The sequence below is a fragment of the Actinomadura nitritigenes genome (assembly GCF_017573545.1).
GTDB lineage: Bacteria > Actinomycetota > Actinomycetes > Streptosporangiales > Streptosporangiaceae > Spirillospora > Spirillospora nitritigenes.
The window spans coordinates 48,855-74,400 of sequence record NZ_JAGEOK010000038.1 but is presented as its reverse complement, the minus strand read 5'-3'; the positions used below and the strand labels follow the sequence as shown (position 1 = coordinate 74,400).

The 25,546-nt window shown below is 72.7% G+C and carries 27 protein-coding genes and 1 tRNA gene; 10 read left to right on the top strand and 18 right to left on the bottom strand.

The genetic code is table 11. The annotated features are described in order from the left end of the window. Positions 1-49 precede the first annotated feature (49 nt). A complete protein-coding gene (locus J4557_RS41145) occupies positions 50-478 on the bottom strand; it encodes an organic hydroperoxide resistance protein (RefSeq protein WP_208272251.1) in 429 nt (142 codons plus the stop codon). A gap of 103 nt (positions 479-581) precedes the next feature. Here J4557_RS41145 and J4557_RS41140 point away from each other — a divergent pair, with 103 nt between their 5' ends. Genes J4557_RS41140 through J4557_RS51965 form a run of 3 tightly spaced genes read left to right on the top strand, consistent with a single transcriptional unit; the run spans position 582 to position 2,890 of the window. Further along, the gene (locus J4557_RS41140; protein WP_208272250.1) at positions 582-1,523 is read left to right on the top strand and encodes an LLM class flavin-dependent oxidoreductase; all 942 of its coding nucleotides are present in this window, start codon (positions 582-584) and stop codon (positions 1,521-1,523) included. After that, positions 1,520-2,173, top strand: coding sequence for an alpha/beta fold hydrolase (locus J4557_RS41135; protein ID WP_208272249.1), 654 nt, complete (start codon positions 1,520-1,522; stop codon positions 2,171-2,173). Before J4557_RS41140 ends, J4557_RS41135 begins: the two co-directional genes overlap by 4 nt. A 9-nt stretch (positions 2,174-2,182) precedes the next feature. Next, positions 2,183-2,890 (top strand): winged helix-turn-helix transcriptional regulator, encoded by a 708-nt coding sequence (locus tag J4557_RS51965; RefSeq protein ID WP_208272248.1) that lies wholly within the window; start codon positions 2,183-2,185, stop codon positions 2,888-2,890. Positions 2,891-2,894: 4 nt separating this feature from the next. On the opposite strand, the gene J4557_RS41125 is transcribed toward J4557_RS51965, so the two are convergent. The 3 genes from J4557_RS41125 to J4557_RS41115 all read right to left on the bottom strand — a co-directional run bounded on the left by J4557_RS41125 (position 2,895) and on the right by J4557_RS41115 (position 6,124). Next, on the bottom strand, positions 2,895-3,851 hold the full coding sequence (locus J4557_RS41125) for an esterase/lipase family protein (protein ID WP_307800502.1): 957 nt from the start codon (positions 3,849-3,851) through the stop codon (positions 2,895-2,897). 133 nt (positions 3,852-3,984) lie between these two features. Further along, on the bottom strand, positions 3,985-5,319 hold the full coding sequence (locus tag J4557_RS41120) for a cytochrome P450 (protein ID WP_208272247.1): 1,335 nt from the start codon (positions 5,317-5,319) through the stop codon (positions 3,985-3,987). Positions 5,320-5,848: 529 nt separating this feature from the next. After that, positions 5,849-6,124: a GlsB/YeaQ/YmgE family stress response membrane protein gene (locus J4557_RS41115; RefSeq protein WP_208272246.1), complete on the bottom strand. Its 276-nt coding sequence runs from the start codon at positions 6,122-6,124 to the stop codon at positions 5,849-5,851. A gap of 125 nt (positions 6,125-6,249) precedes the next feature. Here J4557_RS41115 and J4557_RS41110 point away from each other — a divergent pair. Together J4557_RS41110 and J4557_RS41105 are read left to right on the top strand one after the other, a co-directional pair. Further along, positions 6,250-6,322, top strand: a tRNA-Thr gene (locus J4557_RS41110). A gap of 681 nt (positions 6,323-7,003) precedes the next feature. After that, a complete protein-coding gene (locus J4557_RS41105) occupies positions 7,004-7,420 on the top strand; it encodes a GrpB family protein (RefSeq protein ID WP_208272245.1) in 417 nt (138 codons plus the stop codon). 201 nt (positions 7,421-7,621) lie between these two features. Here J4557_RS41105 and J4557_RS41100 read toward each other — a convergent pair whose 3' ends face one another. Next, entirely contained in the window at positions 7,622-7,906 is a 285-nt protein-coding gene (locus tag J4557_RS41100) for a putative antibiotic biosynthesis monooxygenase (RefSeq protein ID WP_208272244.1), read from the bottom strand. 119 nt (positions 7,907-8,025) lie between these two features. On the opposite strand from J4557_RS41100, the gene J4557_RS41095 reads away from it, so the two are divergent. Next, entirely contained in the window at positions 8,026-8,955 is a 930-nt protein-coding gene (locus tag J4557_RS41095; protein ID WP_208272243.1) for a LysR family transcriptional regulator, read from the top strand. A 76-nt stretch (positions 8,956-9,031) separates the two neighbouring features. Here the strand turns inward: J4557_RS41095 and J4557_RS41090 are convergent, their stop codons facing one another. Beyond that, positions 9,032-9,502 (bottom strand): DUF4352 domain-containing protein, encoded by a 471-nt coding sequence (locus J4557_RS41090; protein WP_208272242.1) that lies wholly within the window; start codon positions 9,500-9,502, stop codon positions 9,032-9,034. 416 nt (positions 9,503-9,918) lie between these two features. Between J4557_RS41090 and J4557_RS41085 the strand changes: the two genes are divergently transcribed. From J4557_RS41085 to J4557_RS41075, 3 genes are read left to right on the top strand one after another with little or no spacing between them, the layout of a single operon-like run. Then, entirely contained in the window at positions 9,919-10,494 is a 576-nt protein-coding gene (locus tag J4557_RS41085; RefSeq protein WP_208272241.1) for a dihydrofolate reductase family protein, read from the top strand. Further along, positions 10,491-10,838 (top strand): YciI family protein, encoded by a 348-nt coding sequence (locus J4557_RS41080; RefSeq protein ID WP_208272240.1) that lies wholly within the window; start codon positions 10,491-10,493, stop codon positions 10,836-10,838. The genes J4557_RS41085 and J4557_RS41080 overlap by 4 nt, the downstream gene beginning before the upstream one ends. Then, on the top strand, positions 10,828-12,012 hold the full coding sequence (locus J4557_RS41075; protein WP_208272239.1) for an RNA polymerase sigma factor: 1,185 nt from the start codon (positions 10,828-10,830) through the stop codon (positions 12,010-12,012). Before J4557_RS41080 ends, J4557_RS41075 begins: the two co-directional genes overlap by 11 nt. On the opposite strand, the gene J4557_RS41070 is transcribed toward J4557_RS41075, so the two are convergent. Further along, the gene (locus J4557_RS41070; protein ID WP_208272238.1) at positions 12,007-12,891 is read right to left on the bottom strand and encodes an EamA family transporter; all 885 of its coding nucleotides are present in this window, start codon (positions 12,889-12,891) and stop codon (positions 12,007-12,009) included. The genes J4557_RS41075 and J4557_RS41070 overlap by 6 nt on opposite strands. Before the next feature lie 223 nt (positions 12,892-13,114). Here J4557_RS41070 and J4557_RS41065 point away from each other — a divergent pair, with 223 nt between their 5' ends. Continuing rightward, the gene (locus tag J4557_RS41065) at positions 13,115-13,753 is read left to right on the top strand and encodes a sulfotransferase family protein (protein WP_208272237.1); all 639 of its coding nucleotides are present in this window, start codon (positions 13,115-13,117) and stop codon (positions 13,751-13,753) included. Between the two features lie 90 nt (positions 13,754-13,843). Here the strand turns inward: J4557_RS41065 and rlmB are convergent, their stop codons facing one another. The 11 genes from rlmB to J4557_RS41010 form a co-directional block, all read right to left on the bottom strand. Further along, positions 13,844-14,761 carry a 23S rRNA (guanosine(2251)-2'-O)-methyltransferase RlmB gene (gene rlmB / locus J4557_RS41060; RefSeq protein ID WP_208272236.1) on the bottom strand — a complete coding sequence of 306 codons (918 nt, stop codon included), beginning with the start codon at positions 14,759-14,761 and terminating at the stop codon, positions 13,844-13,846. 242 nt (positions 14,762-15,003) lie between these two features. After that, on the bottom strand, positions 15,004-16,401 hold the full coding sequence (gene cysS / locus J4557_RS41055; protein ID WP_208272235.1) for a cysteine--tRNA ligase: 1,398 nt from the start codon (positions 16,399-16,401) through the stop codon (positions 15,004-15,006). A gap of 112 nt (positions 16,402-16,513) precedes the next feature. Further along, positions 16,514-17,386: an alpha/beta fold hydrolase gene (locus tag J4557_RS41050; RefSeq protein WP_208272234.1), complete on the bottom strand. Its 873-nt coding sequence runs from the start codon at positions 17,384-17,386 to the stop codon at positions 16,514-16,516. Further along, positions 17,361-18,626: an RNA polymerase sigma factor gene (locus J4557_RS41045; RefSeq protein WP_208272275.1), complete on the bottom strand. Its 1,266-nt coding sequence runs from the start codon at positions 18,624-18,626 to the stop codon at positions 17,361-17,363. Before J4557_RS41045 ends, J4557_RS41050 begins: the two co-directional genes overlap by 26 nt. Positions 18,627-18,628: 2 nt before the next feature. After that, positions 18,629-18,985, bottom strand: a complete 357-nt coding sequence (locus tag J4557_RS41040) for a YciI family protein (protein ID WP_208272274.1) — start codon at positions 18,983-18,985, stop codon at positions 18,629-18,631. A 324-nt stretch (positions 18,986-19,309) separates the two neighbouring features. Continuing rightward, entirely contained in the window at positions 19,310-20,212 is a 903-nt protein-coding gene (locus tag J4557_RS41035) for a DUF6585 family protein (RefSeq protein ID WP_208272233.1), read from the bottom strand. Next, on the bottom strand, positions 20,205-21,422 hold the full coding sequence (locus tag J4557_RS41030) for a homogentisate 1,2-dioxygenase (RefSeq protein WP_208272232.1): 1,218 nt from the start codon (positions 21,420-21,422) through the stop codon (positions 20,205-20,207). The genes J4557_RS41035 and J4557_RS41030 overlap by 8 nt, the downstream gene beginning before the upstream one ends. Before the next feature lie 146 nt (positions 21,423-21,568). Further along, positions 21,569-22,789 (bottom strand): fumarylacetoacetase, encoded by a 1,221-nt coding sequence (fahA, locus tag J4557_RS41025; RefSeq protein WP_208272231.1) that lies wholly within the window; start codon positions 22,787-22,789, stop codon positions 21,569-21,571. A gap of 93 nt (positions 22,790-22,882) precedes the next feature. Then, positions 22,883-24,298 (bottom strand): DUF2637 domain-containing protein, encoded by a 1,416-nt coding sequence (locus J4557_RS41020; RefSeq protein WP_208272230.1) that lies wholly within the window; start codon positions 24,296-24,298, stop codon positions 22,883-22,885. Positions 24,299-24,457: 159 nt separating this feature from the next. After that, complete coding sequence (gene ispF, locus J4557_RS41015; RefSeq protein ID WP_208272229.1) at positions 24,458-24,928, bottom strand: 2-C-methyl-D-erythritol 2,4-cyclodiphosphate synthase; 471 nt, start codon at positions 24,926-24,928, stop codon at positions 24,458-24,460. A 22-nt stretch (positions 24,929-24,950) separates the two neighbouring features. Next, the gene (locus J4557_RS41010; RefSeq protein WP_067459337.1) at positions 24,951-25,433 is read right to left on the bottom strand and encodes a CarD family transcriptional regulator; all 483 of its coding nucleotides are present in this window, start codon (positions 25,431-25,433) and stop codon (positions 24,951-24,953) included. Positions 25,434-25,546 lie beyond the last annotated feature (113 nt).

The window sequence follows — 25,546 nt, the reverse complement described above, 5'->3', positions numbered from 1 at the left end:
GCCGCACGACTGAGCGGCGCCGCATGACCACGGTGGTGCGGCGGGGCGGCTACAAGCGCGTCCCGTTGACGACGATCGCGACGTCGACGTTGCCGCGGATCGCGCTGGAGTACGGGCACAACCGGTGTGCGGCGCGTCCCAGGTCGGCCGCCTCGGCATCGGTGAGCGACGGCAGGGTCACGTCGAGCTCGACGCCCAGCTTGAAGGGTCCGCCCTCGGTGGGAATGAGCATCGCCCTCGCGTCGATCTCGGAGTCGTCCGCCTCGAGTCCCTTGCGCTGCCCGAGCACGCTCATCGTGGAGCCGAAGCAGGCCGCGTACCCGATGGCGAAGAGCTGCTCGGGGTTGACGCCCTCGCCGTCACCGCCCATCTCCTTGGGCAGCCGCAGGGTCAGGTCGAGGCGCCCGTCGGCCGTCCGCCCGCGCCCGTTCCTGCCTCCGGTCACGCGCGCCTCGGCCGTGTAGGTCGGTGCCGTCATCAGTCTTCCTTCCGGATCGAACTTCCTGAAAATGAACCTTAGACTTCAAAATCAGGAAGTCAATGTCTAGGATCGGGCCGGAATCGACCACCGGAGGTGATCCATGCCGGAGACACGGTTCGGCTACCTGCTGCCGACGCGCGACCAGACGGTGTCGGGCGAGCACGCGCCGCGCCGGCTCGTCGCGTACGCCGCGCGGGCCGAAGCGCTCGGCTACGACTCGGTCTGGGCCGGCGACAGCCCCATCACGCGGCAGCGGGCGGACCCGCTGCTGCTCATGGCCGCCGTGGCGCAGGCCACGGAACGGGTGGAGCTCGGCACCGCGGTGCTGCTGCCCGCGCTGCGGCACCCGATCCTGCTCGCGCACCAGCTCGGCACCCTCGACCGGCTCAGCGGCGGACGGGTGATCGCGGGCATGGGCGCGGGCTTCCCGACCGACGCCACCCGGGCGCAGTTCACCGCGCTCGGCGTCGACTTCGCGACCCGGGGCCGCAGGCTGGAGGAGTCGATCGAGGCGATGCGGCTGCTCTGGACCGGCGAGTCCGTCTCGTTCGCGGGCGAGCACTTCGCGTTCGAGGACGTGAGCGTCGCGCCGCCGCCGGCCCGGCCCGGAGGCCCGCCGGTCTGGCTCGCCGGCGGCGGACCCGCGCTGCGCCGGGTCGCCCGCGTCGCCGACGGCTGGCTTCCGTACCCGCCCGAGCACGCCGTCTACGCGAAGGAGGCCGAGACGATCCGGGAGGCGGCGCGGCGCCCGGTCACCCCGGCCCTGTACGCGACGTTCTGCCTGGACGACGACCCCGAGCGCGCGCGGGAGAGGCTCCGCGCCAGCATCGAGCGCTACTACAACGCGCCGCTGGAGTTCATCGCTTCCATCCAGGCGATGTTCGCCGGCACGCCGGAGGACGCGGCCGCCTGGCTCACCCGCTACATCGAGGCGGGCGCCCGCCACATCGTGGTCCGTTTCGCGACCGACGACCACGAGGCCGCACTGGAGGAGTTCGCCGGTCGCGTCCGTCCCCTCGTTTCCGCGGAGGTCCGCTCATGACCACGTTCGTCCTCGTCGCCGGCGCCTGGCACGGCCCCTGGGCCTGGGACCGGATGATCCCGTTCCTGCACGACGCCGGTGCCCGCACCCTCGCCCCGTCCCTCAGCGAGGGCGACGTCGGCCTCCACGACCACGCCGGCGAGGTCGTCGCGGCGCTCGACGGCATCGACGGCGACGTCGTGCTGGTCGGGCACAGCTACGCGGGCCTGGTCGTGCGGGAGGCCGCCGACCGCCGGCCGGACCGCGTCCGCCACCTGGTCCTGGTGGACGGCTGGGCCGGCGCCGACGGGACGAGCCTCTACGGCCTGGCGCCCGACCCGTTCGTCCAGGCGCTGCGGGGCCGCACGTCCGGCGGGCGGATCGCCGTCCCGCCGCCCGCGGCCCTCGGCATCGACGACCCGGACGACGCGGCCTGGCTCGCCGAGCGGATGCGCCCGCAGCCGGCCCGCACGTTCGAGGAGCCGACCCGCCTCACCGGCGCCGCCGACCGGATCCCCGGGACCGCGATCCTCTGCAGGCCGAGCGCCTACCCGTTCGAGCAGTGCGCCAAGGCCCTCGGATACCGGACGGTCCCGATCGACGGCCCGCACGACGTCATGCTCACCCGGCCCGGCGCCCTGGCCCGGCTGATCACCGAGGCGTGCGCTTAGAGTGATGCGGTGGAGCAGCGGACCTACAACCAGTACTGCGCGACGGCGCGGACCCTCGACCTCGTCGGCGAGCGCTGGACGCTGCTGCTGATCCGCGAGCTGCTGACCGGCCCGAAACGGTTCGGCGACCTGCAGGCGAGCCTGCGCGGCCTCGGCACCGGGCTGCTCGCGGCGCGGCTGAAGCACCTCGAACGCGAGGGGCTCGCGCGGAAGGTCACGCTGCCGCCGCCCGCCCGCACCTCCGCGTACGCGCTGACCGAGGCGGGCGAGGAGCTGGGCCCGGCGGTGCTCGCGCTGGCGCGCTGGGGCATGCGGTGGGCGCTCGGCGAGCGGCGCGAGGGCGAGACGTTCCATCCGGGGTGGGCGGTGCTCGGCATGGAGGCGTGCTTCGTGCCGGAGGCGTCGGCCGGGCTGCGCCTGGTGTACGAGTTCCGCGTGGACGACGAGGTGTTCCACGCGGAAGTCGACGACGGGGCGGTCCATCTGGTGCACGGCCCGGCGCAGCGGCCCGACGCGTCGATCGCGATGAGCGAGGACGTACTGATCGCGATGGCGTCGGGCCGCTCGTCGATGCGCGCGGCGGTCGAGGACGGCGGCGCCGCGGTGTCCGGAGACCCCGACGCGGTCCGCCGGCTCCCCGACCTGTTCCACATCCCGGTGCCGAGGTCCCGGACGCCGGAGCAGGCCGCCCAGGAGGCGGAACAGGCCGAGGAGTGAGCGGTTACAGCGGCAGGCCGTAGCCCTCGCACACGGGCTTGAAGCCGGGGGCGTTCGCTCCGAGCTGGTTGAGGACGTCCTGCATGACCGGGCTGTCGTTGAACATCCCGACATGGCCGACGGTGTCGTCCGGGCACTGGTCCTGGACGAGGATGTTGGTGACGCTGTCACCGTTCAGCCACGCGTTCGTGTACGGCGTGACGACGATGTCGTTCTTGGTCTCGATGACGACGTACCGGGGCCCCGGGACGGTGTCGCCGTCGCCGAACAGGGCGTTCTGGAAGTCCGAGCCCTGCTCCTGCTGCACGAGCCCCGGCGCGCCCGCGTCGTTGAGGGCCTGGTTGGCGAAGCCGAGCAGGTTGAGCGTCCTGCCGAGGTCGAGGACGCCGTCGATGGTCGTCCCGTGGTTGCTGGGCGCCAGCGCGACGAACGTGCGGACCTTGGACGCGCCGCCGAGCCGCTTGAGGTAGTAGTTCGGCATCATCCCGCCCTGGGAGTGCCCGACGAGGTCGACCTGCTGCGCGCCGGTCGCGGCGAGCACCTTGTCGACGAACGCGTCCAGGGTCGCGGCGGATCCGGCGATGTCGCCGAGCCCGCCGATCCGGTCGAAGGACAGCTGCGTCATGCCGTAGTTGAAGCCGAAGACGCAGTAGCCCTCGTTCGCCAGCATCGGCGACAGCACGCTCCAGTTGGTGCCGAGGTTCACGAACGTGGCGTGGACGAGGACGACCGGCGTCGGATGCTCGGCGCTCGGCTTGCAGTTCCAGTCGTTCGCGCCGGCGACCGCGTCGGGGCTGTTGAAGAAGTTCACCAGGGACGTCCCGATGTCGCCGGGCGGGTACGTGTCCGCCGCCCGCGCGGGGGCGGCCACCGCGGCGGTGCCGAGCAGGGACGCGAGCGCCGCCGCGGCCAGGCCGCGCAGGGCCGCCCGCGCCGGACGGCGGGTGAACGAGCTCTTCACTTGGAGCCTCCCGGGGTGGGTGCGGCAAGCGATCACTTACCGCCGCTCCCGGGAATGTAGAGGTGGCGACGCCTTTTGCCAAGACCCCTTTTCGATTGGACGTCCAGTTGGTGTGCCGCGGCTCTCCGGGCGGCTACCTCCGCGAGACCCGCATCGGCACCGGACGCGCCGGCCGCAGCGTCACCTCCGCCCGCGCCGGGACCGCGACGCCCGGCGCCAGATCGAGGCGCACCGACCGGCTGATCAGGGCGAGCACCAGCACCGCCTCCATCATCGCGAAGCCCGCCCCCACGCAGATCCGCCGCCCGCCGCCGAACGGCAGGTACGCGTGGCGGGGACGGTCCTGCTCGCCGAGGAACCGCTCCGGCCGGAACCCCTCCGGATCCGGCCACAGATCCGGATTGCGGTGCAGGAGATAGGGGGAGATCGCCACGGTCGAGCCCGCCGTCACCTCCGCGCCCGCGACGTCGTCGTCCGCGACCGCGTCCCGCTCGATCGTCCACGCGGGCGGGCACAGCCGCATCGACTCCGACAGCACGGCCCGCGTCCACGGCAGCCGATCGACGTCGCCGGCGTCCGGCTCCCGGCCGCCGAGGACCTCGTCGACCTCCGCCTCCAGCCGGTCGCGCGCCGCCGGGTACCGCGACAGCAGGACCAGCGTCCAGGTCAGCGCAGCCGCGGTCGTCTCGTGCCCGGCCAGCAGCAGCGTCAGCACCTCGTCGCGCAGCTCCGCGTCCGACAGCGGCGGATCGCCGTCGCGCATCAGCAGGTCCAGCAGGTCCGGCTCCGCGCCGGGGCCCGCCGCGCGGCGCTCGCCGATCACCCGCCCGACCAGCCCGCCGAGCTGCGCGGCGGCCCGCTGCGCGCCCGGCACCAGCCGGAACGCCCGCCGCAGCCCCGCGTCGCCGAGGAACGTCGCGCCGAGACCGATGACGGCGCCGCGCTGCAGATCCGCGAGCGCCCGCCCGGTCGCGTCGGACTCCGCCGCGAGGTCGCTGCCGAACAGCACCCGCCCGACGATGTCCAGCGTCACCCGGCGCATGTGCGCGGCGGCGTCGAGCGTCACGCCGTCCGGCCACCGCCCGACCGACCGCGCCGCGACCCCGGCCATCCCGGGCGCGAACGCGGCGAGGTGCCGCTGCGCGAAGACCGGCTGCACGAGCCGCCGGTGCCGCCGCCACGTCTCGCCCTCGCTCGTCAGCAGCCCGTCGCCGAGGAACACCCGCAGCGGCCGGTACGTGAACGCCTTGACGTAGTTGTCCTGCTTCGCGACGAGGACGTGCTCCGCGTGCTCCGGCCGCGACAGCAGGTACAGCGCCCGCCTCCGGTCGCGCGGGAGCCGCACCGCGTCCCCGTACCGGCGGAACAGCGCGCCGTAGGCGTCCATCGGATCGCGCATCATCCGCGCCCACCAGCGCGCCGCCTCCAGGCCCGAAGGCCCCGCCACCCCGCCCTCCATGTCCGTCATCCGCGCCTCCTCGTTCCAGCTCACCGCAGCGTCCAGCGCCTGGCAAGGGACGCCACAGCCATCTGCCGAAGACCCGCCGGCAGACACACTTGGCGGCGACCACCACAAGGCGCAGCGCCGACGCGCCGTTCACCCCGTCGCCGAGATACCCAGCGGGGACGCTGTTCGCGCGGGTGCGCCGCCGCAGAAGGCGCGGATCGTCCGGGCGCGGCAGCAGGCGGGGCGGACGGTCGTCCGGCCGACCACGCCACCTCCGCGCCGTCGAGACCGACCACCTCGCGGCCGAGCATCACCCCGAACACCTCGATGCCCGCGTCCCCGACAGACCCGCCGCATGGTCGAAGCGGCCCCCAATCCAGGCCGGGGGGCCGCCCGGACGAGTTCTTCGCCCTAGTCGCGGCCGCCTACGACGCCCCCTGGCGCGCCGCCGCGAACTGGCCCCCTGACCCGCAGGAAGGACTTCCTCAGCCCACCCCGGAACACCGCCCGTGCGGCGCCCCCACCCGCCGGGCCCTGGGCTCCCGCCGCCTCATCTCGTGCGCCCTCGGTTCCGCCGCCACGCGGCGACGGCCGCGACCCCGATCACGGCCAGGCCGACCTGGAAGACCAGCTCGATCCAGTCGACCCCGTTCGTCGTGGCGACCCCGGTCTTCTGCGCGATCGCGGTCCCGACGAGCGCCGCCACGATCCCGATCAGCACGGTCAGCACGACGCCGATCGGCTGCCGCCCGGGCAGCAGCAACCGCCCCAGCCCGCCGATGATCGCCCCGATGACGATCGCGGTGATGATCCCGGTGATGCTCACGTGGGGCCCCCTCCCAGAGTGCTGCACCCCCTTGTGCCCGCTCACCACTGCAAATCACACCGCCGCCCGCCCCGAAACCCCCGCGCGAACCCCCCGCGCGGTCGACTACGATGCGGGACGAGCCCGCCGGCGTAGCTCAATTGGCAGAGCATCTGTCTTGTAAACAGAAGGTTAGGGGTTCAAGTCCCCTCGCCGGCTCCCAGCTCAGAGGCCCCTCGCGATCTTCGCAAGGGGCCTCTCGCGCCACCGTGGGAGCCATTGTGGGAGCCACGGGATTCAGCCGCCGAACAGTGCGCCTCTCATGGCCGCCGCCGCTCGCTCGTCGTCCATGGCCAGATGCCCGGACGTGTCCTTCGTGATCGCGATGCCCGCATGCCCCGGAGGTCTCCGACACCACGTGCAGCGGCGCCCCCTGCGCCGGCATCAGGGAGGCGCCCGAGTTCCGCTGCCTATGTGGATGCCAGTGACCGAGCCCCGCCCGCTTGGCAGTGTGAAAAAGGCGTCCGGTCGGTAGGCGCGCCGACCTCGGACGGGAAGATCAGGCCGTGGTCCTGCCACGCTTCGCCGAGGTGAGCCGAGCCCTGGCCTGGTCGGAGTGCAGCTTGCGGAGCTTGGCCAGAATCTCCGGTGTGAGCACGAGGGCCCGCCGTGGCTTGCCGTCTTCAGTTCAGTGAGCACGACGCGAGTCTTCCGACCGCTGCTCCTTGATCCTCTTCACCGCGTGCGTAAGCCGCAGTGTCTCTGCCTCCCAGTCAACGGACGGCGGCGCTCGGAGCGTGCTGCGTGGGCGCCGGTCAGTTGAGGTGGGAAACTCAGTGACCCACGGTGGTCTGCGGCTTTCGAGTCGATTGCAAGCAAGCTGGAAAGGCGCTCGGGTCGATGGCGATAGCGGTTAAGCATGTCGGCTCCACCTCGGTTCCCGGGCTGAGCGCCAAGCCCATCCTCGACATAGCCGTCGCGCTCGCTCCCGGTGTCAGCCGCGGCAACATGGGCGATTCTGTGCGCCGGACGGTCCTCCAGGACGAACAGCGACCCTCCCTGATCGCCTTTGTCGCCACGGAAGATGTAACCCCGCGGCAACAGTGCGGCGATGACGTTCAGCACGATGATGCCCAGTGGGAACGCTGGCTGGCCTTCCGTGACCTTGTGCGCAACGACTCCCGTGCCCGCGCCGACTACAACCGGCTCAAACGCGAACTCGCCGCCCGGTGCCCGGACGACCGCCAGGCGTGTACCAGCGCCAAGACTTCCTTCATCACCGCGCTGCGACCACCCTCCAACCGCCCTCATCCATGACTCGAGCACATGCCGCCGAGAGGCGGGCTTATCAGCCGAGAACGCTGGCGGCCAGATTTGCTCCCGCATGTCGCTGACGTTCAGGGCGACGGCGTCCGGCGGAGTGTCCGATCGCTCATCTCGGGAGAAGGATCTCTAGCGGCGGAAACCTGCGGTGGAAAGGTCCCGGGGTGGATTTCCGTGTCCGGTGATTCCGGGAGTTCACGCCGCCCCGGGGGTCGAGTCGGGCTCGGGCTTGTTCGGTGCCGGCCGCCTGGCGCCGAACCGCTCGTTCAGCCGCAGCAGCCGCGGCATCACCAGCAGCATCACGATCGGCACCACGACGGTGGCGACGATCATGGGCCGCACTATCGCGGGAAGCCCTTCGAGGACGGCTCCGAGAGCCACCTGGACGGCCGTGAGGGTGGGCAGCACCGCGATCCACACCAACAGCGTCTGCCTTCCCGTCGACGGCCGCCGTACCTCGTCGCGGTGTTCTCTGGACATGGGACCTGCTCCCGTCCGGGTCGGTGAGCGGCCCGGCGGCCGCTCTCACAGCCCATCTTGCCGATCGGCTCCCGAAAAGCCCAAGATATGAACGTTATGGGGTTACATAAGGAGCACTTATGGAGCTGCGGCAACTCGCCTACTTCGTTGCGATCGTCGAGGAGTCGAGCTTCACCCGGGCGGCCGCCCGCGTCCATGTGGCGCAGCCGGCCATCAGCCAGCAGATCGCTCAGCTCGAACGCGAGCTGGGCCACCGCCTCTTCGACCGCTCCGACCGCCCCATCCGGCTCACCCCTGTGGGCGAGGCCTTCCTTCCCCATGCCCGGGCGGCCCTCGAAGCCACCGCGGCCGGGCGGGACGCGATCGCGACCCTGCACGGCCACCTCGCCGGACGCCTCGCCGTCGGCACCGTCCCGTGCCCACCGGTGTGGCTCACCACGCGCCTCGGCGACTTCCAGCACCGCCACCCCCGGGTCCGTCTCACCTTGCGGACCGGTGACCCCGAGGTCCTCACCCAGGACGTCTCCTCGGGCGCCCTCGACGCGGCACTGATCAGCCTGTCCGCCGACCGGCTCCCGGCCGGGCCCGCCGGACGGCACCTCCCGCACATGCTGGCGTCCCAGACCGTCGGCACCGAACCCCTCGTGCTGGCCGCGGCCCCCGGCCATCCGCTCGCCCAGTCCCCTCCCGCCACGCTCGCCGATCTCGAAGACCAGCCCTTCCTCACCCTCACCCACGGGACCGGGCTGCGCGCGGCCTTGGAGACGGCCTGCGCCGAGGTCGGCTTCGCCCCTCGGGTCCAGGCGGAGACCAACGACCTCAACACGCTCACCGACCTGCTTCGTCACAGCCGCGCCGTCGCCCTGCTACCGGAGGCCGCCGTCGCCCGTGCCGGCACCTTCCTCACGACGATCCGCCTCACCCGGCCTGCGCTCCACCGGCCGCACGTCCTCATCTGGAACCGCCGCCACGTGACCGCTCTCGCCGAGGCGTTCCTCCGCCACGTCCAAGCCCACGACGAAGCCGCGCCGTCAACGACCGCGCCATGAGCCGGCCTGTTCGAGATCTCCTGGTGCCGCCGGCGTTCGTCTCGCGCCCCGCCCGGCGGGGCGGGGCGCGAGTCCGTCAGGCGACTTCGGCTCGGGCGGCCTCGTTGAACAGCGGATTGGTCATTGCGAGAATCTTCGGGACGAATTTTCCCTTGCCGCAGACCAGCCCGACGGCCTTCTCGTGAGGGGCGAGGGTGGTCGCATCGATCTCCCCGTTGTACTCGCCCATCGCCTCGTCCACCGCGTGCTTGACGCCTTTGGAGTCGGTGATGCTGAAGTACAGCGGGTTCACCTCGACGGACTTCTTGGTCTGGTTGGTGACCGTCACCTTCACGCATGAAAGGGCGCCTCCGTCCGACAGGACGGACTTGGAGGCGTGTGCGCGCTTGGCGACGAGCTTGATCGGTACGGCCTTGGGCTTGCCGGACGTCTTGCCCGCGGCTTTCGCGCTGGTCTGGGTCTCGGGCGTGGTGCCCGCGGCGGGGTCGCAGGCGGCGAGGCCGAGGACGCCGGCACCGGCGATGGCGGCGAAAGCGATGATGCGCATGTGTGCTCCCTGGCTTGTAGGACTTTCCGTGGCGGGGTGCGTTTCCCCTGGCGGCAGTAATGCGACGTGGCGCGTTAACCTGGCGTTTACCTTGGTGAGAGTGGTGTCACGGGCCCGCCAGCACGGAAGCCGTGGTTTCCCGGCGTCCACGCGGGAGGGCGAATGGGAGCGCAATATCAGGCGGAATTGCCCGATAAGGGACGCGATGGTGGGCGGGTTTGCCGGAGTGCGACCGGAGCGGTGAGGGCTTCGCGGAGAGGTCGTGTGCGGCGGGAATCCGGCGGCCAGTCCATCTGCCGGAGAGGCTGACGCGGGAGTGGGGAGATTTTCCGGGTCGGTGTCGATCCGGGGGGACGGTCTTCGTATAGGGGGCGAGGGGTCGGCGGTGGGCCGGCCGTAGGTGAGGAGATCGGCTCGTGGGGAACCTGACTGTGGTGGAGCACGTGACGCTCGACGGCGTGATGCAGGCGCCGGCGCGGGCGGACGAGGACGAACGGGACGGGTTCCCGCACGGTGGTTGGGGGATTCCCGGGAATGACGAGGTCATGGCCTCCGAGATGGGCAAGCGGATGGGCGGTGGCGGGGCGATCCTGCTCGGCCGGCGGACGTACGACGACTTCCGCGAGGTGTGGCCCGCCCGGAAGGACAACCCGTACACCGAGGTCCTGAACCGGACGCGGAAGTACGTCGTGTCGCGGACGTTGCGGGAGCCGCTGCCGTGGGAGAACTCGGTGCTCGTGGACGACGTGGAGGCGGTCGCGGGGATCAAGGAGCGAGAGGAGGGGCTCACGGTGCACGGCAGCGGGGAGCTCGTCCGATCGCTCGCGCGGCTGGGGCTCGTGAACGTGTACCTGCTGCTGATCCATCCGGTGGTGCTGGGGACGGGACGGCGGTTGTTCACGGGATTCTCGGAGAATCTGCGGCTGGTGAACACCGTCACGACGACGACGGGTGTCGTCATCGCGACCTATCGGAAACTGGAGGACGCATGAAGCGGTACGTGTTCAACATCATCCAGCCCGTCGGCGAGAAGCCGCCGCCGGAGGAGCTGGAGAAGGTGATGGCGCAGCTCGGCGAGATCCGGCGGGAGCTGGAGCTCTCGGAGGCGTGGGTGTTCGGCTGCCCGCTGCAGGAGCCGGGCGACAGCGCCGTGGTGCGTGTCGAGGGCGATGACGTGATCGCGACGGACGGGCCGTACACCGAGAGCAAGGAGCACGTCGGCGGGTTGACCATCGTCAAGATGGAGAGCCAGGACGAGGCGCTGTGGTGGGCCGGGCGGTATTCGCGGGTGACGGGGCTGCCGGTGGAGGTGCGACCCTTCCAGGGTGAGTGCTGACGACGTCGAGCGGGCGTTCCGGGAGGAGCACGGACGCGCGGTGGCGGTGCTGGTCCGGGCGTTCGGGGATCTGGACGTCGCGGAGGAGGCCGTGCAGGACGCGTTCGCCGAGGCGGTGCGGCGCTGGCCGGTGGACGGTCCGCCGCCGAGCCCGGCGGGGTGGATCATCACGACGGCGCGGAACCGGGCGATCGACCGGCTGCGGCGGGAGGGCGCGCGGCCGGGGAAGCACGCGCAGGCGGCGCTGCTGAGCGGTCCGGTGGAGGCGGAGCCGGCGATAGGGGACGACCGGTTGCGGCTGCTGTTCACGTGCTGCCATCCGGCGCTGGGGATGGCGACGCGGGTCGCGTTGACGTTGCGGATGGTGGGCGGGCTGTCGACGGCGGAGGTCGCGCGGGCATTCCTGGTGCCGGAGAAGACGATGGCGCAGCGGCTGGTACGGGCGAAGGCGAAGATTCGGGATGCGCGGATCCCGTACCGGGTGCCGGCGGCCGAGGACCTTCCGCGGCGGCTGGCGGGGGTCCTGGCGGTGGTCTACCTGGTGTTCAACGAGGGGTACCGGCGGGAGGGGACGGCGGCGGAGGCGATCCGGCTGGGCCGGGTGCTGCTGGAGCTGATGCCGGACGAGCCGGAGGTGCGCGGGCTGCTGGCGCTGATGCTGCTGGTGGAGTCGCGGCGTGCGGCGCGGGTGCGGGACGGCGAGCTGGTGCTGCTCGCCGACCAGGATCCGGAGTCGTGGGACGGGGCGATGGCGGAAGAGGGCCGGGAGCTGGTGCGGTGGTGCCTGCGGCGGAACCGTCCGGGGCCGTACCAGATCCAGGCGGCGATCAACGCGGTGCACAGCCGTCCGCCGACGGACTGGCGGCAGGTGCTCGCGCTGTACGACCAGCTGATGGCGGTGGCACCGAGCCCGGTGGTGGCGCTGAACCGGGCGGTCGCGGTGGCGGAGGTCGAGGGGGTGGACGCGGCGCTCGCGCTGGTCGAGGGGCTGGATCTGAACCGCTATTACCTGTTCCATGCGATCCGTGCGGATCTGCTGCGGAGGTCGGGGCGGAATGCGGAGGCCGCCGCGGCCTACGGTGAGGCGCTCGCGCGCACACAGGACGAGCTTGAGATCGCGTTCCTGGAGCGGCGGCGCCTCAGCGTGCGGCAGGGCGCCCGGAGCGGGTCATGACCGGCGGTTGAGGGCCTGGCCGGCGACGAGGGCGCCGAGGGCGACGGTGAACCCGACGACCTGCCAGCCGGTGAGGGTCTGGCCGAGGATCACCAGGCCGGCGAGGGTCGCGACCATCGGGTTGGTGAGGCCGAGCAGGGAGACCGAGGTGGGCGGCAGCCGGTCGATGCCGCGGAACCACAGCGCGTAGGCGATCGCGGTCCCGACGATGCCGAGGTAGAGGAAGCCGAGGACGTTCTGCCCGGTCAGCGACGTGGGGACGCCTTCGACCGCGAGCGTGAGAGGGGCGAGGACGAGCCCGCCGACGGTGAGCTGCCAGCCCGTCATGACGATCGGGGACTCGGGCCGCCCCCACTTCTTGGCGAGCACGATCGCCGTGGCCATCAGCGAGGTGGCGGTGAGCATGGCGCCGATGCCGAGCGGGTCGAGGCGGGCGTCGCCGGTCAGGGTCAGCAGCGCGACGCCGCCGGTGCCGGCGATCGCCGAGTACAGCACGGCGCGGGCGGGGCTGGCGTGCAGGACGAGCACCGACAGCACCGCGACGACCAGCGGCTGGACGGAGCCGATGGTGGCGGCGACACCGCCGGGCAGCCGGTACGCGGCGAAGAAGATCAGCGGGAAGAACGCGCCGAAGTTGAGGACGCCGAGGACGGCGGACTTCCACCACCAGGACCCCTTCGGGAGGCGGCGGTTGGCGGCGAGGAGCACCAGCCCGGCGGGCAGCGCGCGCATCGTGGCGGCCAGCAGGGGGCGGCCGTCGGGCAGCAGCGTGGTGGTGACGACGTAGGTGGTGCCCCAGCTCGCGGGCGCCAGCGCCGCGAGGCCGAGGTCGGCGGCGTAGCGGCTGCGCAGGGACCGGGGTGCCGCGATGGCGGTCATCTGGATCACCCTTCATCGGTTATCTCAACGTTGAGATAACAGCACGAGGCTTACCTGACCGTCAATCCTCTGAACGTTGAGATTATTTACGGAAAGAGAGTGATCCCCGCCACTGTGCCCGGCACGTGACCACACGCTGTCGGCCGGGAACGGAACGTGTCCCTTGCGGGCCCCGGGCACCCGGCAGACGCTGGCTTCGGCAACCGATCGAGAGGAGCTCCCCTTGCTTCAGGTCATCGGCGTCGGATTCGGCCGGACCGGCACGCTCTCCCTGCGGACCGCCCTGGAACGGCTCGGATTCGGCCCGTGCCACCACATGAAGGCCCTGTTCGAGGACCCCGCACAGATCGGCCTGTGGCAGGAGGTCGCCGAGACGGGAACCCCCGACTGGGACCGCGTCTACGACGGCTACCGCGCGACGGTCGACTGGCCCGGCGCCGCGTACTGGCGGGAGCTCACCCGCCACTACCCCGAGGCGAAGGTCATCCTCACCGTCCGCGACCCCGAACGCTGGTTCCAGAGCGCGCGCGACACCATCTTCCAGTCGCACAGGGCGAAGTTCGACGGTGCGCCGCCGGAACTCGTCGCGATGCGCGACGTCGCCCGCCGCATCGTCTGGGAGGGCGTCCTCGGCGGCCGGACCGAGGAGGACCACGCGATCAGGACGTTCAACGAGCACAACGAGGCGGTGCGCCGCGAGATCCCGACGGGACGGCTCCTGGAGTTCGAGGCCGCGCACGGGTGGGAGCCGCTCTGCGCGTTCCTCGGCGTCCCCGTCCCGGACGAGCCGTACCCGCGCACCAACGATCGCGCCGAGTTCACCGCCACGCTCGAGGAACGCCTCGGGAACGCCGCCTCCTGACCGCCTCCCGCCCCCGGGCGCCGTTGAGACGTCCGGGGCGGCGCGGCTTCCGGGGCGCCCGGGCAAGCGGGCGTCAGGGGCGGGGAGCCGTCAGGATCGCAGGCGGCTGACCTCGTACAGCGCGATGCCCGCGGCCACCCCGGCGTTCAGCGACTCCGCCTCGCCCGGCATCGGGATCGTCACGAGCATGTCGCAGGTGTCGGCGACGAGCCGTCCGAGGCCCTTGCCCTCCGAGCCCACGACCAGCACGAACGGGCCCGTCGCGATCTCCATGTCGCCGACGGCCACGCCGCCGCGCGCGTCCAGGCCGGCGACGAAGCAGCCGGCCTTCTGGTACGCCTTCAGCTGCCGCGCCAGGTTCGTCGCCTGCGCCACCGGGACCGTCGCGAGCGTCCCCGCGGACGACTTCCACGCGCCCGCGTTCACCCCGGCGGCGCGCCGCTCCGGCACCACCACTCCGGTGGCGCCGAACGCCGCCGCGGACCGGACGATCGCGCCGAGGTTGCGCGGGTCGGTGATCCCGTCGACCGCGACGATCAGCGGGGACGTCCCGGTGAGCAGGTCGTCCGGATGCGCGTACCGGTACGGCCTGACCTGCAGAGCGATGCCCTGGTGGACGGCTCCGTCGGTGAGCCGGTCCAGCTCGTTCTTGCCGGTCTCCAGCAGCGGGATGCCGCGGTCGGCGGCGATCTGGATCGACTCGCGGACCCGCTCGTCCGTGCCCGACGACACGTACAGCGTGCTGCCGGGCACCCCGGCGCGCAGCGCCTCCACGACCGGGTTGCGGCCGGTGACCAGCTCGGGGACCTCGCCGTTCGCGCGGCGCGCTCCGGCCGGACGGCCCGTGGTGGGACGGCCCTCGGCGGCCCGCGCCGCGCGCGCGGCCGGGCCCAGGGTCTGGGTGCCGGTCCGCTTGGCGCTCTTGACGGCGCGCGCCTTCTGGCGCTTGCCGTGCCAGTGCCGGTCCTCGGCCTTGGGGGTGGGCCCCTTGCCCTTGCGCTTGGCCATTGTTCGGTACGCCCCTCGCGACGATTGCGTGCTCGCCCTCGCGGCTGTCGGGCGGCTGGAAAACTCCGGGGCGCGCACATGCGGGCGCCCGCGAACATGCCATTTTATCCGCCGCGGCCAGTGCGCGACGCCCGCCGAGCGGAACCGCCCGCCGGGGAGGGCGGCGGTTCCGGGCCGGAGCCCTGGTTCGGCGAGGTCAGGGCCCCAGCTCCGGGCAGGTCAGGGCCGCGGCTCCGGCGAGATCAGTCGCGCTTCAGTTCCCAGCGGGCGCCGTGCGGGGTGTCCTCGACGACGATCCCGGCGTCGGCGAGGCCGTCGCGGATGGCGTCGGCGGACGCGTAGTCCTTGCGGGCCCGCGCCGCCTGCCGCTGCTCCAGGGCCACCGCGACCAGGGCGTCCACGACGGGCCGCAGGTCGTCGCCGCCGGCCTGGCTCCACTGCTCCGACAGGGGGTCGAGGCCCAGCGCCCCGGCCATCGCCCGGACGGACGCCAGATGCCCGCGGACCGCGTCCTCGTCGCCGGCCGCCAGCGCGCTGTTGCCCTCCCGGACGGTCTCGTGCAGCGCCGCGAGAGCCTGCGGGACGCCCAGGTCGTCGTTCATCGCGGCCGCGAACGCCTCAGGCATCGAACCCGCCGGCTCCCCCGCGCCGACGACCTCGCTCGCCCGCGTGACGAACCCCTCGATGCGCTGGTAGGCCGACACCGCCTCGGCCAGCGCGGCGTCGGTGAAGTCCATCAGCGAGCGGTAGTGCGCCGAGGCCAGGTAGTACCGGATCTCCGCCGGACGGGCCTTCCCGAGCAGGTCGGGGAGCAGCACCACGTTCCCGACGGACTTGCTCATCTTCTCGCCGTCCACGGTCAGCAGCCCGTTGTGCAGCCAGTACCGCGCGAACCCGTCGCCCGCCGCGCGCGACTGGGCGATCTCGTTCTCGTGGTGTGGGAAGATCAGGTCCACGCCGCCGCCGTGGATGTCGAAGACGGGGCCGAGGTACTTGGTCGCCATCGCCGAGCACTCCAGGTGCCAGCCGGGGCGCCCGTCGCCCCACGGCGTCTCCCAGGACGGCTCGCCGGGCTTGGCGCCCTTCCACAGGGCGAAGTCGCGCGGGTCGCGCTTGGCGTCCTCGTTCGGGGTGTCGCCGGTCGGCCGCATGTTCTCCAGCCGCTGGTTCGACAGCTCCCCGTAGTGGTCGGCCCAGGACTTCACGTCGAAGTACACGTCGCCGGCCGCCGTGTAGGCGTGCCCGTTCTCGATCAGCCGCCGGATCAGCACGATCATCTCCGGGACGTGCCCGGTGGCGCGCGGCTCGATCGTCGGCGGCAGGCAGCCGAGCAGGTCGTAGCCCTGCGTGAAGACCCGCTGGTTGCCCTCGGCGACCGCGAACCACGGCACGCCCCGCTCCGCCGCCACCGCGATGATCTTGTCGTCGACGTCGGTGACGTTCCGGGCGAACGTCACCTCGTAGCCGGACGCGCGCAGCCACCGCAGCAGCACGTCGTAGATGACACCGGACCGGAGATGCCCGATGTGCGGAGAGGCCTGCGGCGTCGCACCACACACGTACATCCCCACGCGGCCCTCTTCGAGGGGCTCGAACGTGCGGACGCTACGGGTACCGGTGTCGTAAAGGCGCAGACTCACAGCCACAGGTTATTGGATAGGCCCCTGCCCGCGCGGACTCTCGCGCACCCGCACCCTGATCCGCCGGCCCCCTCCATACGAGCCAGGAGGGGGCCGCGGGCGGTGCCCGGCATCAGGAGGAGAAGGTCTCGGCGAGGCGGGCGGCGAAGGCGGGGGCCTCGGCACCGAAGCCGCCGTGGTCGCCCGGGTAGGTCTCGGCGGGCCTGCCGAGGAGCTCGGCCAGGGCGAGACCGGCCCGGTGGGGCGGCTCGCCGGCGGACGCGGCGCCGACGGCGACCGTGATCCGGACGGGCGACTCGCGCAGCCTCCCGACGTCGAGGGCGTGGCGGCCGAAGCCGGGCACCTCGTAGCCGGCGAAGAAGTCGGTGTTCTTCTCGAAGCGCGCGAACATCTCCAGCATCTCGGGACTCGGCGCCTCCGAGGTCTCGGCGGCCGCCCCCGCGCTCCCGGCCTCGCCCGCACTTTCGGCCTCGGCCTCGTCGCCGCCGGACATGCCCATGGCGGCACCGAAGACGCCCATCGCCGGGCCGACGCCGCCGTCCCGGTAGGCGCGCTCGACCTCCGCGATGACCGACTCCCAGTGGTCTGCGTCCGGCAGCAGCCCGAGCAGCGGCGGCTCGTGCGCGACGACCGCGCGGACCTGCTCGGGATGCCGCGCCGCCAGCTCGAGCGCGATCTGCGCGCCGGAGCTGTTGCCGAACACGAGGGCGGGGCCGCCGGCCACCGCGCCGAGCAGCCGGGACGCGTCGTCGGCGTGGACGGCGATCTCCTGGCGCTCGGGCGGGCCGGTGAGCGGGCTGCGCGAGTTGCCGCGCCGGTCGTAGGTGACGACCGTGTACCGGTCGGCGAGCAGGCCGGCGAGGCCGGAGTAGCCCGCCGCGTCGTAGATCCCGCCGCAGATCAGCAGCAGGACGGGCCCGGACCCGCGCACCTCGTAGTGCAGGGAGGCTCCTGGGACGTCAAGGGTTCGCGTCGTCGTTTCCATGGTGGTCTTCTCCGTCGAGTCGTGCGATGCGGGCTTCGAGGTAGCGCTGTTCGGGGAGGCTCGTGGTGCCGCGGGCGGCCTCCCGGTAGGCGCGGCGGGCGGCGGCCGTGTCACCCGCCTGCTCCAGCAGGTGGGCCCGGACGGCCGCGAGCCGGTGGTGCTCGGACAGGCGCTCGTCGCCGTCCAGGGTCGCCAGCAGGTCCAGGCCCGCGCGGGGGCCGTGCACCATCGCGAGCGCGACGGCCTCGTTCAGCGTGACCATCGGGTTCGGCGCAAGGTGCGACAGCAGCCGGTACAGGGCGAGGATCTGCGGCCAGTCGGTGTCCTCCGGGCGCGCGGCCTCCGCGTGGACGGCGGCGATCGCGGCCTGCACCTGGTACGGACCGGGCGGCGACCAGGTGAGGGCGTCGGTGATCAGGCGGGCGCCCTCGGCGATCGCCCCGGCGTCCCAGCGCGTCCTGTCCTGCTCGGACAGCGGGACGAGCAGCCCGTCCGCGCCGGTACGGGCGGGCCGGCGGGCGTCGGTCAGGAGCATCAGGGCGAGCAGCCCGGTGACCTCCCCGTCCCCGGGCAGCAGCCCGTGCACCGCCCTGGCCAGCCGGACCGCCTCCGCCGTGAGGTCGGCGCGCTGCAGGTCCGGGCCGCTGGAGGCGGTGTACCCCTCGTTGAAGATCAGGTACAGGACGTGCAGGACGGCGCGGATCCGCTCGTCGCGCTCGGCCGGCGGCGGCGGGGCGAACCGCGCGCCGGTCGCCTTGATCCGCTGCTTCGCCCGGCTGATCCGCTGCGCCATCGTCGCCTCCGGCACCAGGAACGCCCGCGCGATCTGCGCGGTGGTCAGCCCGCCCACCGCGCGGAGGGTGAGCGCGACCTGCGAGGACGGTGTCAGCGCCGGATGGCAGCAGAGGAACAGCAAGGTCAGCGTGTCGTCGCGGTCGCCGGGACGGTCCTCGCCGGGAGCCTCGTCGCCGGTGGGCACCTCGCGCAGCGCGACGGCGGCCTCCCGGTCGCGGCGCGCGCGCTCGCTGCGCCACTGGTCGGTGAGGCGGCGCGTCGCGACGGTCAGCAGCCAGCCGCGCGGGTTCTCCGGGACGCCCTCCTCCGGCCACTGGACGGCGGCGGCGAGCAGCGCCTCCTGGACGGCGTCCTCGCACGCGTCGAACGCGCCGTGCCGCCGGACGAGGGTCCCGAGGACCTGCGGCGCCAGCTCGCGCAGCAGGTCCTCGACCGCGACGGGCACGGTCACATCTCGCTCCCCGCGTGGTGCATGACGGGGCGGACCTCCATGCGCCCGCCGAACCGCACGTCCGGCCACCGCGAGGCGATCTCGACGGCCCGCTCCAGGCTGTCGCAGTCGACGGTGAGGTAGCCGGCGAGGTGCTCCTTCGCCTCCAGGAACGGGCCGTCGGTCACGGCGGGCAGCCCGTCCTTCTGCCGGACGACCCGGGTGGTGGACGGGTCGGCGAGCGCCTCGGTCACCACCAGCTCGCCGCGCTCGGTGATCTCCTTCATGATCTCGTCGACCTCACCGAACAGCTCCTGCCGCTCCTGCTCGGTCAGCTCCTCCACGAACCCCGGCCGGTTGAAGATCAGCAACATGTACTTCACGGTGTCTCCTCGTTCTGGTGGCGCGGCCTCTCGCGGCCGCCCTTCACCCAGGGATCGGAGCCGCGGCCGGTTCCTCGACATCCTTCCCAAAGAAATCTTCGGATTGCCGAGCGACTTCCGGAGGGCGGCCGGCACCCCAATGCCGGTCCGCCGTACTCAAGCCCACCGACACGTGGTCTCACCCGGCCGGCCCCGCAGCGTCCGAAGAGCCCGGCGGCCAACGCCGCAAGACCACCGCGCACTGCACCCGAACAGCAGCGCACGCGGCGGTTGTTCAGCGGTTGAGCGGCGGTGTGTTCGGTGGTTGGGCGGGGGTTAGTGGGGGCCGAGCAGTTCTTTGATGTGGTCGCAGAGGAGGGTGAAAGGCAGGGCGTCGGGCATGTGGCCGGCGACCGCGGCCAGGTCGGGACGGGCGCCGTACGAGCGCACGGTCACCAGCCCGTCCCCGATCCCGACCTCGCGGACCGCCTGCCACGGGACCCGCTGCCCGTCCTTCTCGACGCCGTCCAGGTCGACGGTGAAGGGCCCCAGCCGCACGGCCTCGCCCGCCTTGACCGACGCGAGATGCCGGGGCACCGCGCGGCGCGTCACCTCGGCGGAGATCACCTCGCCGAGCGCCCGCACGCCCGGGAGTTCGTCGCCGAAGCGCAGGACGCGTCCGTCCGAGCTCACGACCGTGAAGCGCCATCGCGTCCCGCCGGCCGGCCCGGAGCCGCCCGCGCCCAGGGTCGAGCCGCTGGACGACGCCGGAGCCCCGCCCCAGAGGTGGACGCCGGAGACCGTCACCGAGACCAGGTCGTCCCATGCGAACGCACCGGCATCGCCGCCCGGCCCGCGGGTCGCGAGCGTCCCCTGCGGGGCGCGGTCTCCCCATGTGACGCCGTCCCCACTCGCGCGACGGGCGGACGTCAGGGCGGCGCCGTCGGCGCCGGGAGCCGGGGACACCAGGAGGCCACCGGTGAACAGGCGTACGACGGGGGCGCGTTTCCACACGATGCCCCGGCCCGCGATCCAGCCGGCGGCCGCGGCGCAGACCATGGCGATCACGGTGAGCGGCGCGCCGGCCCAGGCTCGGCCGGACAGGAAGGCGGCGACGGCGAGCGGGACAAGCACGGCCACGGCCGCCGCGAGCGCTGCCAGCCAGGTGAGCGCACGGCGCCGGGCCGGCCGTGCGTCGAAGGTCCATACCGGCTCGCCGAGACCGGGCGGCTCAGCCATCGCCCTCCCGCTGGCCGGAGGTGCGCGCCCACGTCCACGCGTACTCCGGGTCCTCGCATCGGCGCGCCGCCGCGCCCAGCCGCAGCGGCCGGAACGTGTCGATCATGACGGCCATCTCCGTGGTGCGGTCGTGCCCCTGCCGCGCCGCCTCCACGACCGCCTCGACGGCGCCCGGCTGCGGCCCGTGCGTGAACCCCGACGGATGCAGCGAGATCGAGCCGATGCCGATGCCCGAGCCCTTGCGGGCCGAGTAGTCCCCGGCGACGTAGAACATCATCTCGTCGCTGTCCACGTTGTGGTGGTTGTACGGGATCGGCACGGCCTGATCGTCGAAGTCGAGGGGACGCGGGCAGAACGAGCAGATCACGAACCCCGGGCCCTCGAACGTCTGGTGGACGGGCGGCGGCGCGTGCGTCCGCTTCACGATGGGCTCGAAGTCGTTGATGTTGAAGACGTAGGGGTACAGGTAGCCGTCCCAGCCGACGACGTCGAACGGGTGCCGCAGGTAGGTCAGGCGGGACAGCCCGTTCCGGTTGCGGACGAGGACCGGCACCTCGCCGCCGTCCACCAGGAGCGGTTCGGACGGGCCGCGCAGGTCGCGCTCGCTGTAGGGGGCGTGCTCCAGGAACTGCCCGTACTGCGACAGGTACCGCTTCGGCGGCCTGATGTGGCCTCTGGCCTCGATGACGAGCGCGTTGAGGGAGGCCCCGCCGCCCCGTTCCGGCAGTACCCACCGGTGGATGGTCCCGGTCGGGATGACCACGTAGTCGCCCTCGCCGACGTCGAGCGCCCCGTAGGTCGTCTCGACCCTCGCCCGTCCGGACTGGACGTACACGACCTCGGCGCCGGCCGAGTTCCGGTACAGCTCGCTGGTGGAGTCCGCCGCGACGAACGAGAGCGTGACGTCGTCGTTGCCGAACAGGACCTGCCGGCCGAGGACCGCGTCACCGCCCTCGGGCAGGTCCTGGGTGCGGTACGCGCGCGGCTGCAGCGGATGGTTCGGGGTGAGCGCGGCGCCGTCGGCGGGCCCGTCCCGCACGCCCTCGCTCTTGGTGATCGCCGTCGGGGCGTGCCGGTGGTACAGCAGGCTGGAGTCGGACGTGAAGCCCTCCTCGCCCATCAGCTCCTCGGCGTACAGGCCGCCGTCCGGCCGCCGGAACTGCACGTGACGCTTCCGCGGGATCTCCCCCACGGCCCTGTAGTACGGCATCGCCGCCTCCCATCGGGGACGCCTTCGTCCCCTTACGGTACGTCTTCACCCGTGTCGCGACGGCGCCCGCCGACCCCGACGCCTCCATGTTCGAGGCCACGCGCGGCGCACAGCAGCAGAACGTCGTTCTGTGGATAACCGGGCCGTCAGGTCAGCGCCGGATGCACCGTGCCAACGACCTCGCCGAGCGAGATGACCGACCCCGACGCGCCCGGGGCCGTCGCCCGGATCGTCACCGTGTCGCCGTCCTCCAGGAACGTTCGCTTCGTCCCGTCACCGAGGTCCAGCGGCTCGCGGCCGTTCCAGCCGAGCTCCAGCAGGCAGCCGCGCTGGCCGCGCTCCGGCCCCGACACCGTCCCGGACGCGAACAGGTCGCCCGTGCGCAGCGGCGCGCCGTTCACCGTGGCGTGCGCGAGCTGCTGCGGCGCCGTCCAGTACATCCCGGCGAACGGCGGCTCGGACACGACCTGCCCGTTGATCAGGACCTCGAGCCGCAGGTCCAGGCCCCACGGCTCGGCGCAGCGCAGGTAGCCGAGCGGCTCCGGATCCTGGACGGGCGGGTCCACCCGCGCGTGCTCCAGCGCGGCGACCGGCACCACCCACGGGGAGATCGACGTCGCGAACGACTTGCTGAGGAACGGCCCGAGCGGCTGCGACTCCCATGCCTGCAGATCGCGCGCGCTCCAGTCGTTGACCAGCAGGAACCCGAACACGTGATCGCGGAAGGCGCCGGTCGGCACGCCCCGTCCCGGCACCGACGGGACGCCCGCGACGAACCCGACCTCCGCCTCGAAGTCCAGCCGCAGCGACGGCCCGTACGACGGCTCCGGCTCGCTCACCCCGGTCATGCGCTGCCCGGACGGCCGGATGATCGGCGTGCCCGACGGGTACACCGTCCCGGCGCGCCCGTGGTAGCCGACCGGCAGCCGCTTCCAGTTCGGCTTGAGCGGCTCGCCCTGCGGCCGGAAGATCCTCCCGACGTTGGCCGCGTGGTGCTCGGACGAGTAGAAGTCCACGTAGTCGGCGACCTCGATCGGGCGGAGCACCTCCACGTCCGCCAGCGGGATCAGGTGCGGTTCCACCTGCGGGCGGTGCGCCGCGTCCGTCAGCAGTTCGGTGAGGCGGGCGCGGTTGGCCTGCCAGGCGGCGCGCCCCGCCACCATGAACGCGTTGAGCGAACCGGACGCGAAGTAGTGCCGGTCCTCCACCAGCCCGGCGGCCGACAGCCCCGCGAGGTCGAGAACGTACGCGCCGATCGCCACGCCCACGCGCGGCATCTCCCCAGGCCGCGAGAACACGCCGTACGGGAGGTTCTCGACGCCGAAGCCGTCGTCCTCGTCCAGCTCCACCCACGAAACCGTTGTCATGGAGACATATCTTCCCCAGTGTTCCGCGTTCTGACCGGCCGCGGGCGGCCCGCATCCGGCCCCGCCCACGCGGGACGCGCCCGGGGCCGGCGATCACTCCACGGGAGGCGTGGGGCCGCTGCGGAAGTTGCCGGACGGCGGCGGGTTCCAGTCCCAGATGCGGCCCTCGCCGGACTCCCGCTCGTCCTCCGGGCTGGGCGACGGGCGCGGGACGCGCGGGACCGGCGGGGCGTCGCCGTCGTCGCCCGCGTCCGGGTCCTCGGCCCGGTCGGCGGGCGGGCCGTCCTGCTCCTCCGCGCCGTCGTCGGTGTCGGCAGTGCTGTCGGCAGTGTCGGCCTCGTCGGCGTCCTGCGTGCCGTCGGCACCCCCAACGCCGCCGGCGGCCTCGGGGCCGGGGACGACGATGTCGGGACGGGTCGTCCGGGCCTTCTCGCCCGGCTCCGGGTCAGCGGCGTCGCGGCTCCTGACCAGTTCGACGTCGGTGGGCAGCAGCGCGGGCGCGGGCCGGGGCTCGGGCAGCGGATCGAGCGGAGGAGACGGTTCGCGCTCGTACTCCTCTGCGTAGTCGAGGTCGTAGTCCTGCTCGTCGTCGGCGTCGCCGTAGCCCTCGCGGGTCACGCCGTAGCCCTCACGCGCGGCGGCGCGCGCCCCCGCGTAGTCGTCCTCGCGGGTCACCTCACGGCCCTGCGCATACTCGTCATCGTCGTCGTGCCCGCGCGCGCCCGCGTAGTCGTCCTCGCGGGTCACGTCGTGCCGGGAGATCGGCTCGTCATCGTGGTCGAGGTCCGGCCGGTGGCCGTGCGGCACCTCGTACTCGTGGTCGCGTGCCGCCCCGTACTCGTGGACGGTCGCATGCTCGATCTCGTGCTCGGGTTCGGACGAGGCGAGGGGCAGCAGGTCCAGCGGGCGGGGGCGCGGCTCGTACGCGCGCTCCTCCTCGAAGCCGTGCTCCTCCTCCTCGGCCGCCGGTGCCTCCAGCGCGGCGGGCGCCTCCAGAGCCGGGAGCACCTTGACGTGGCCGCGCTGCGTCTCGACGGGCCCGGGCTCGTCCGCGGCGGGGCGGGACACCCGGACCTGCTTGATCATCGTCAGCCACAGCCAGACCGCGATCACCAGCATCACGTGCGGCGCCACGGCCACGCCCGCGCGGACGGAGTCGCGCGGCAGCGAGCCGAACCCCCACACGGCGTGCTGGACGGCGGCAGCGGCGGCCCCGGCCACCAGGAGCAGGAGCAGGACCCAGCGCAGGAGCCTGCTCCACCAGCGGGCGTTCCGCGCGACCACCAGCGCGAGGATCGTCATGGCGGTGAGCGCGTCGGCCATCACCGGGTAGACCGGCGCCCACCGGCGGCTCGCCCGTCCGGCCAGCGCGAGCTCGCGCAGGACGGGATAGGTCAGCACGTAGGCGCCGGCCGCCAGCACGACGACGAGGCCGGCGGTCGCGGTGAGCAGCCGCCGCTGGGCCGGGCTGTAGCGGGGACCGCCGGGGCGCGTGGGATCAGATGGCATGACTCTCGTTCCGGGGTGAACGCCTTGCGGGGTGGGCCTTCAAGGCGACCCTAGCCAGCCAGGAAGCCGCTCACCCGCATCTTCGCCGCGATGATCCAGGACGGCGCACCGTTAAGCCCCGAGAAGCCCGCTATGCGCCGCCGCGACGGGGCAGGGAGATCAGGAGTCGGGGACGACCAGGGCGGTGGCCATGGCGGCCAGCCCCTCACCGCGGCCGGTCATGCCGAGACCGTCCGTGGTGGTGGCGGAGACGCTCACCGGGGCGCCGCCCAGCGCCTCGCCGAGGACCTTCTCCGCTTCGGCGCGGCGCTTGCCGATCTTGGGCCGGTTGCCGATGACCTGGACGGCGACGTTCCCGATGGTGAAGCCGGCGTCGGCGGCGAGGCGGGCGACCTCGCGCAGCAGGTCGACCCCGGACGCCCCGGCCCAGCGCGGGTCGGAGGTGCCGAACACGGCGCCGAGATCACCAAGACCGCAGGCCGACAGCAGGGCGTCGCACGCGGCGTGCGCGGCGACGTCGCCGTCGGAATGCCCGGCCAGGCCGTGGCCCTCCTCGGGCCATTCGAGCCCCGCGACTCGGAGGGGGCGCGGCTCCGACGAGAACGGGTGGACGTCGGTGCCGACGCCCACCCGTGGAATCCGTGCGCTCAACTCAGCTGGCCAGGACCTCGTCGAGCAGGGCCTCGGCCTTGTCCTCGTTGGTCTTCTCGGCGAGCGCGAGCTCGCTGACCAGGATCTGGCGCGCCTTGGCGAGCATGCGCTTCTCGCCCGCCGACAGGCCGCGCTCCTTGTCGCGCCGCCAGAGGTCGCGAACGACCTCGGCGACCTTGTTCACGTCGCCGGAGGCGAGCTTCTCGAGATTCGCCTTGTACCGGCGCGACCAGTTGGTGGGCTCCTCGGTGTAGGGTGCGCGAAGCACCTCGAACACCTTCTCCAGACCCTCCTGGCCGACGACGTCCCGGACGCCCACGTCCTCGACGTTCTCGACCGGAACCTGCACTGTCAGGTCGCCCTTGTCGACCTTCAAGACCAGATAGGTCTTTTCCTCACCTTTGATGGTGCGAGTCTCGATGGCCTCGATCCGAGCAGCCCCATGGTGGGGGTAGACGACGGTGTCGCCGACCTGGAAAGTCATGTGACAAGTACCCCTTCCGCTAGGACCAGGGTAGCACGGAAACCAGCGTGGCTGAACCGGCCTTCCCGACATATCCGCAGGTCAAGCCGCATATTGGGGTGTTGACAAAGCTC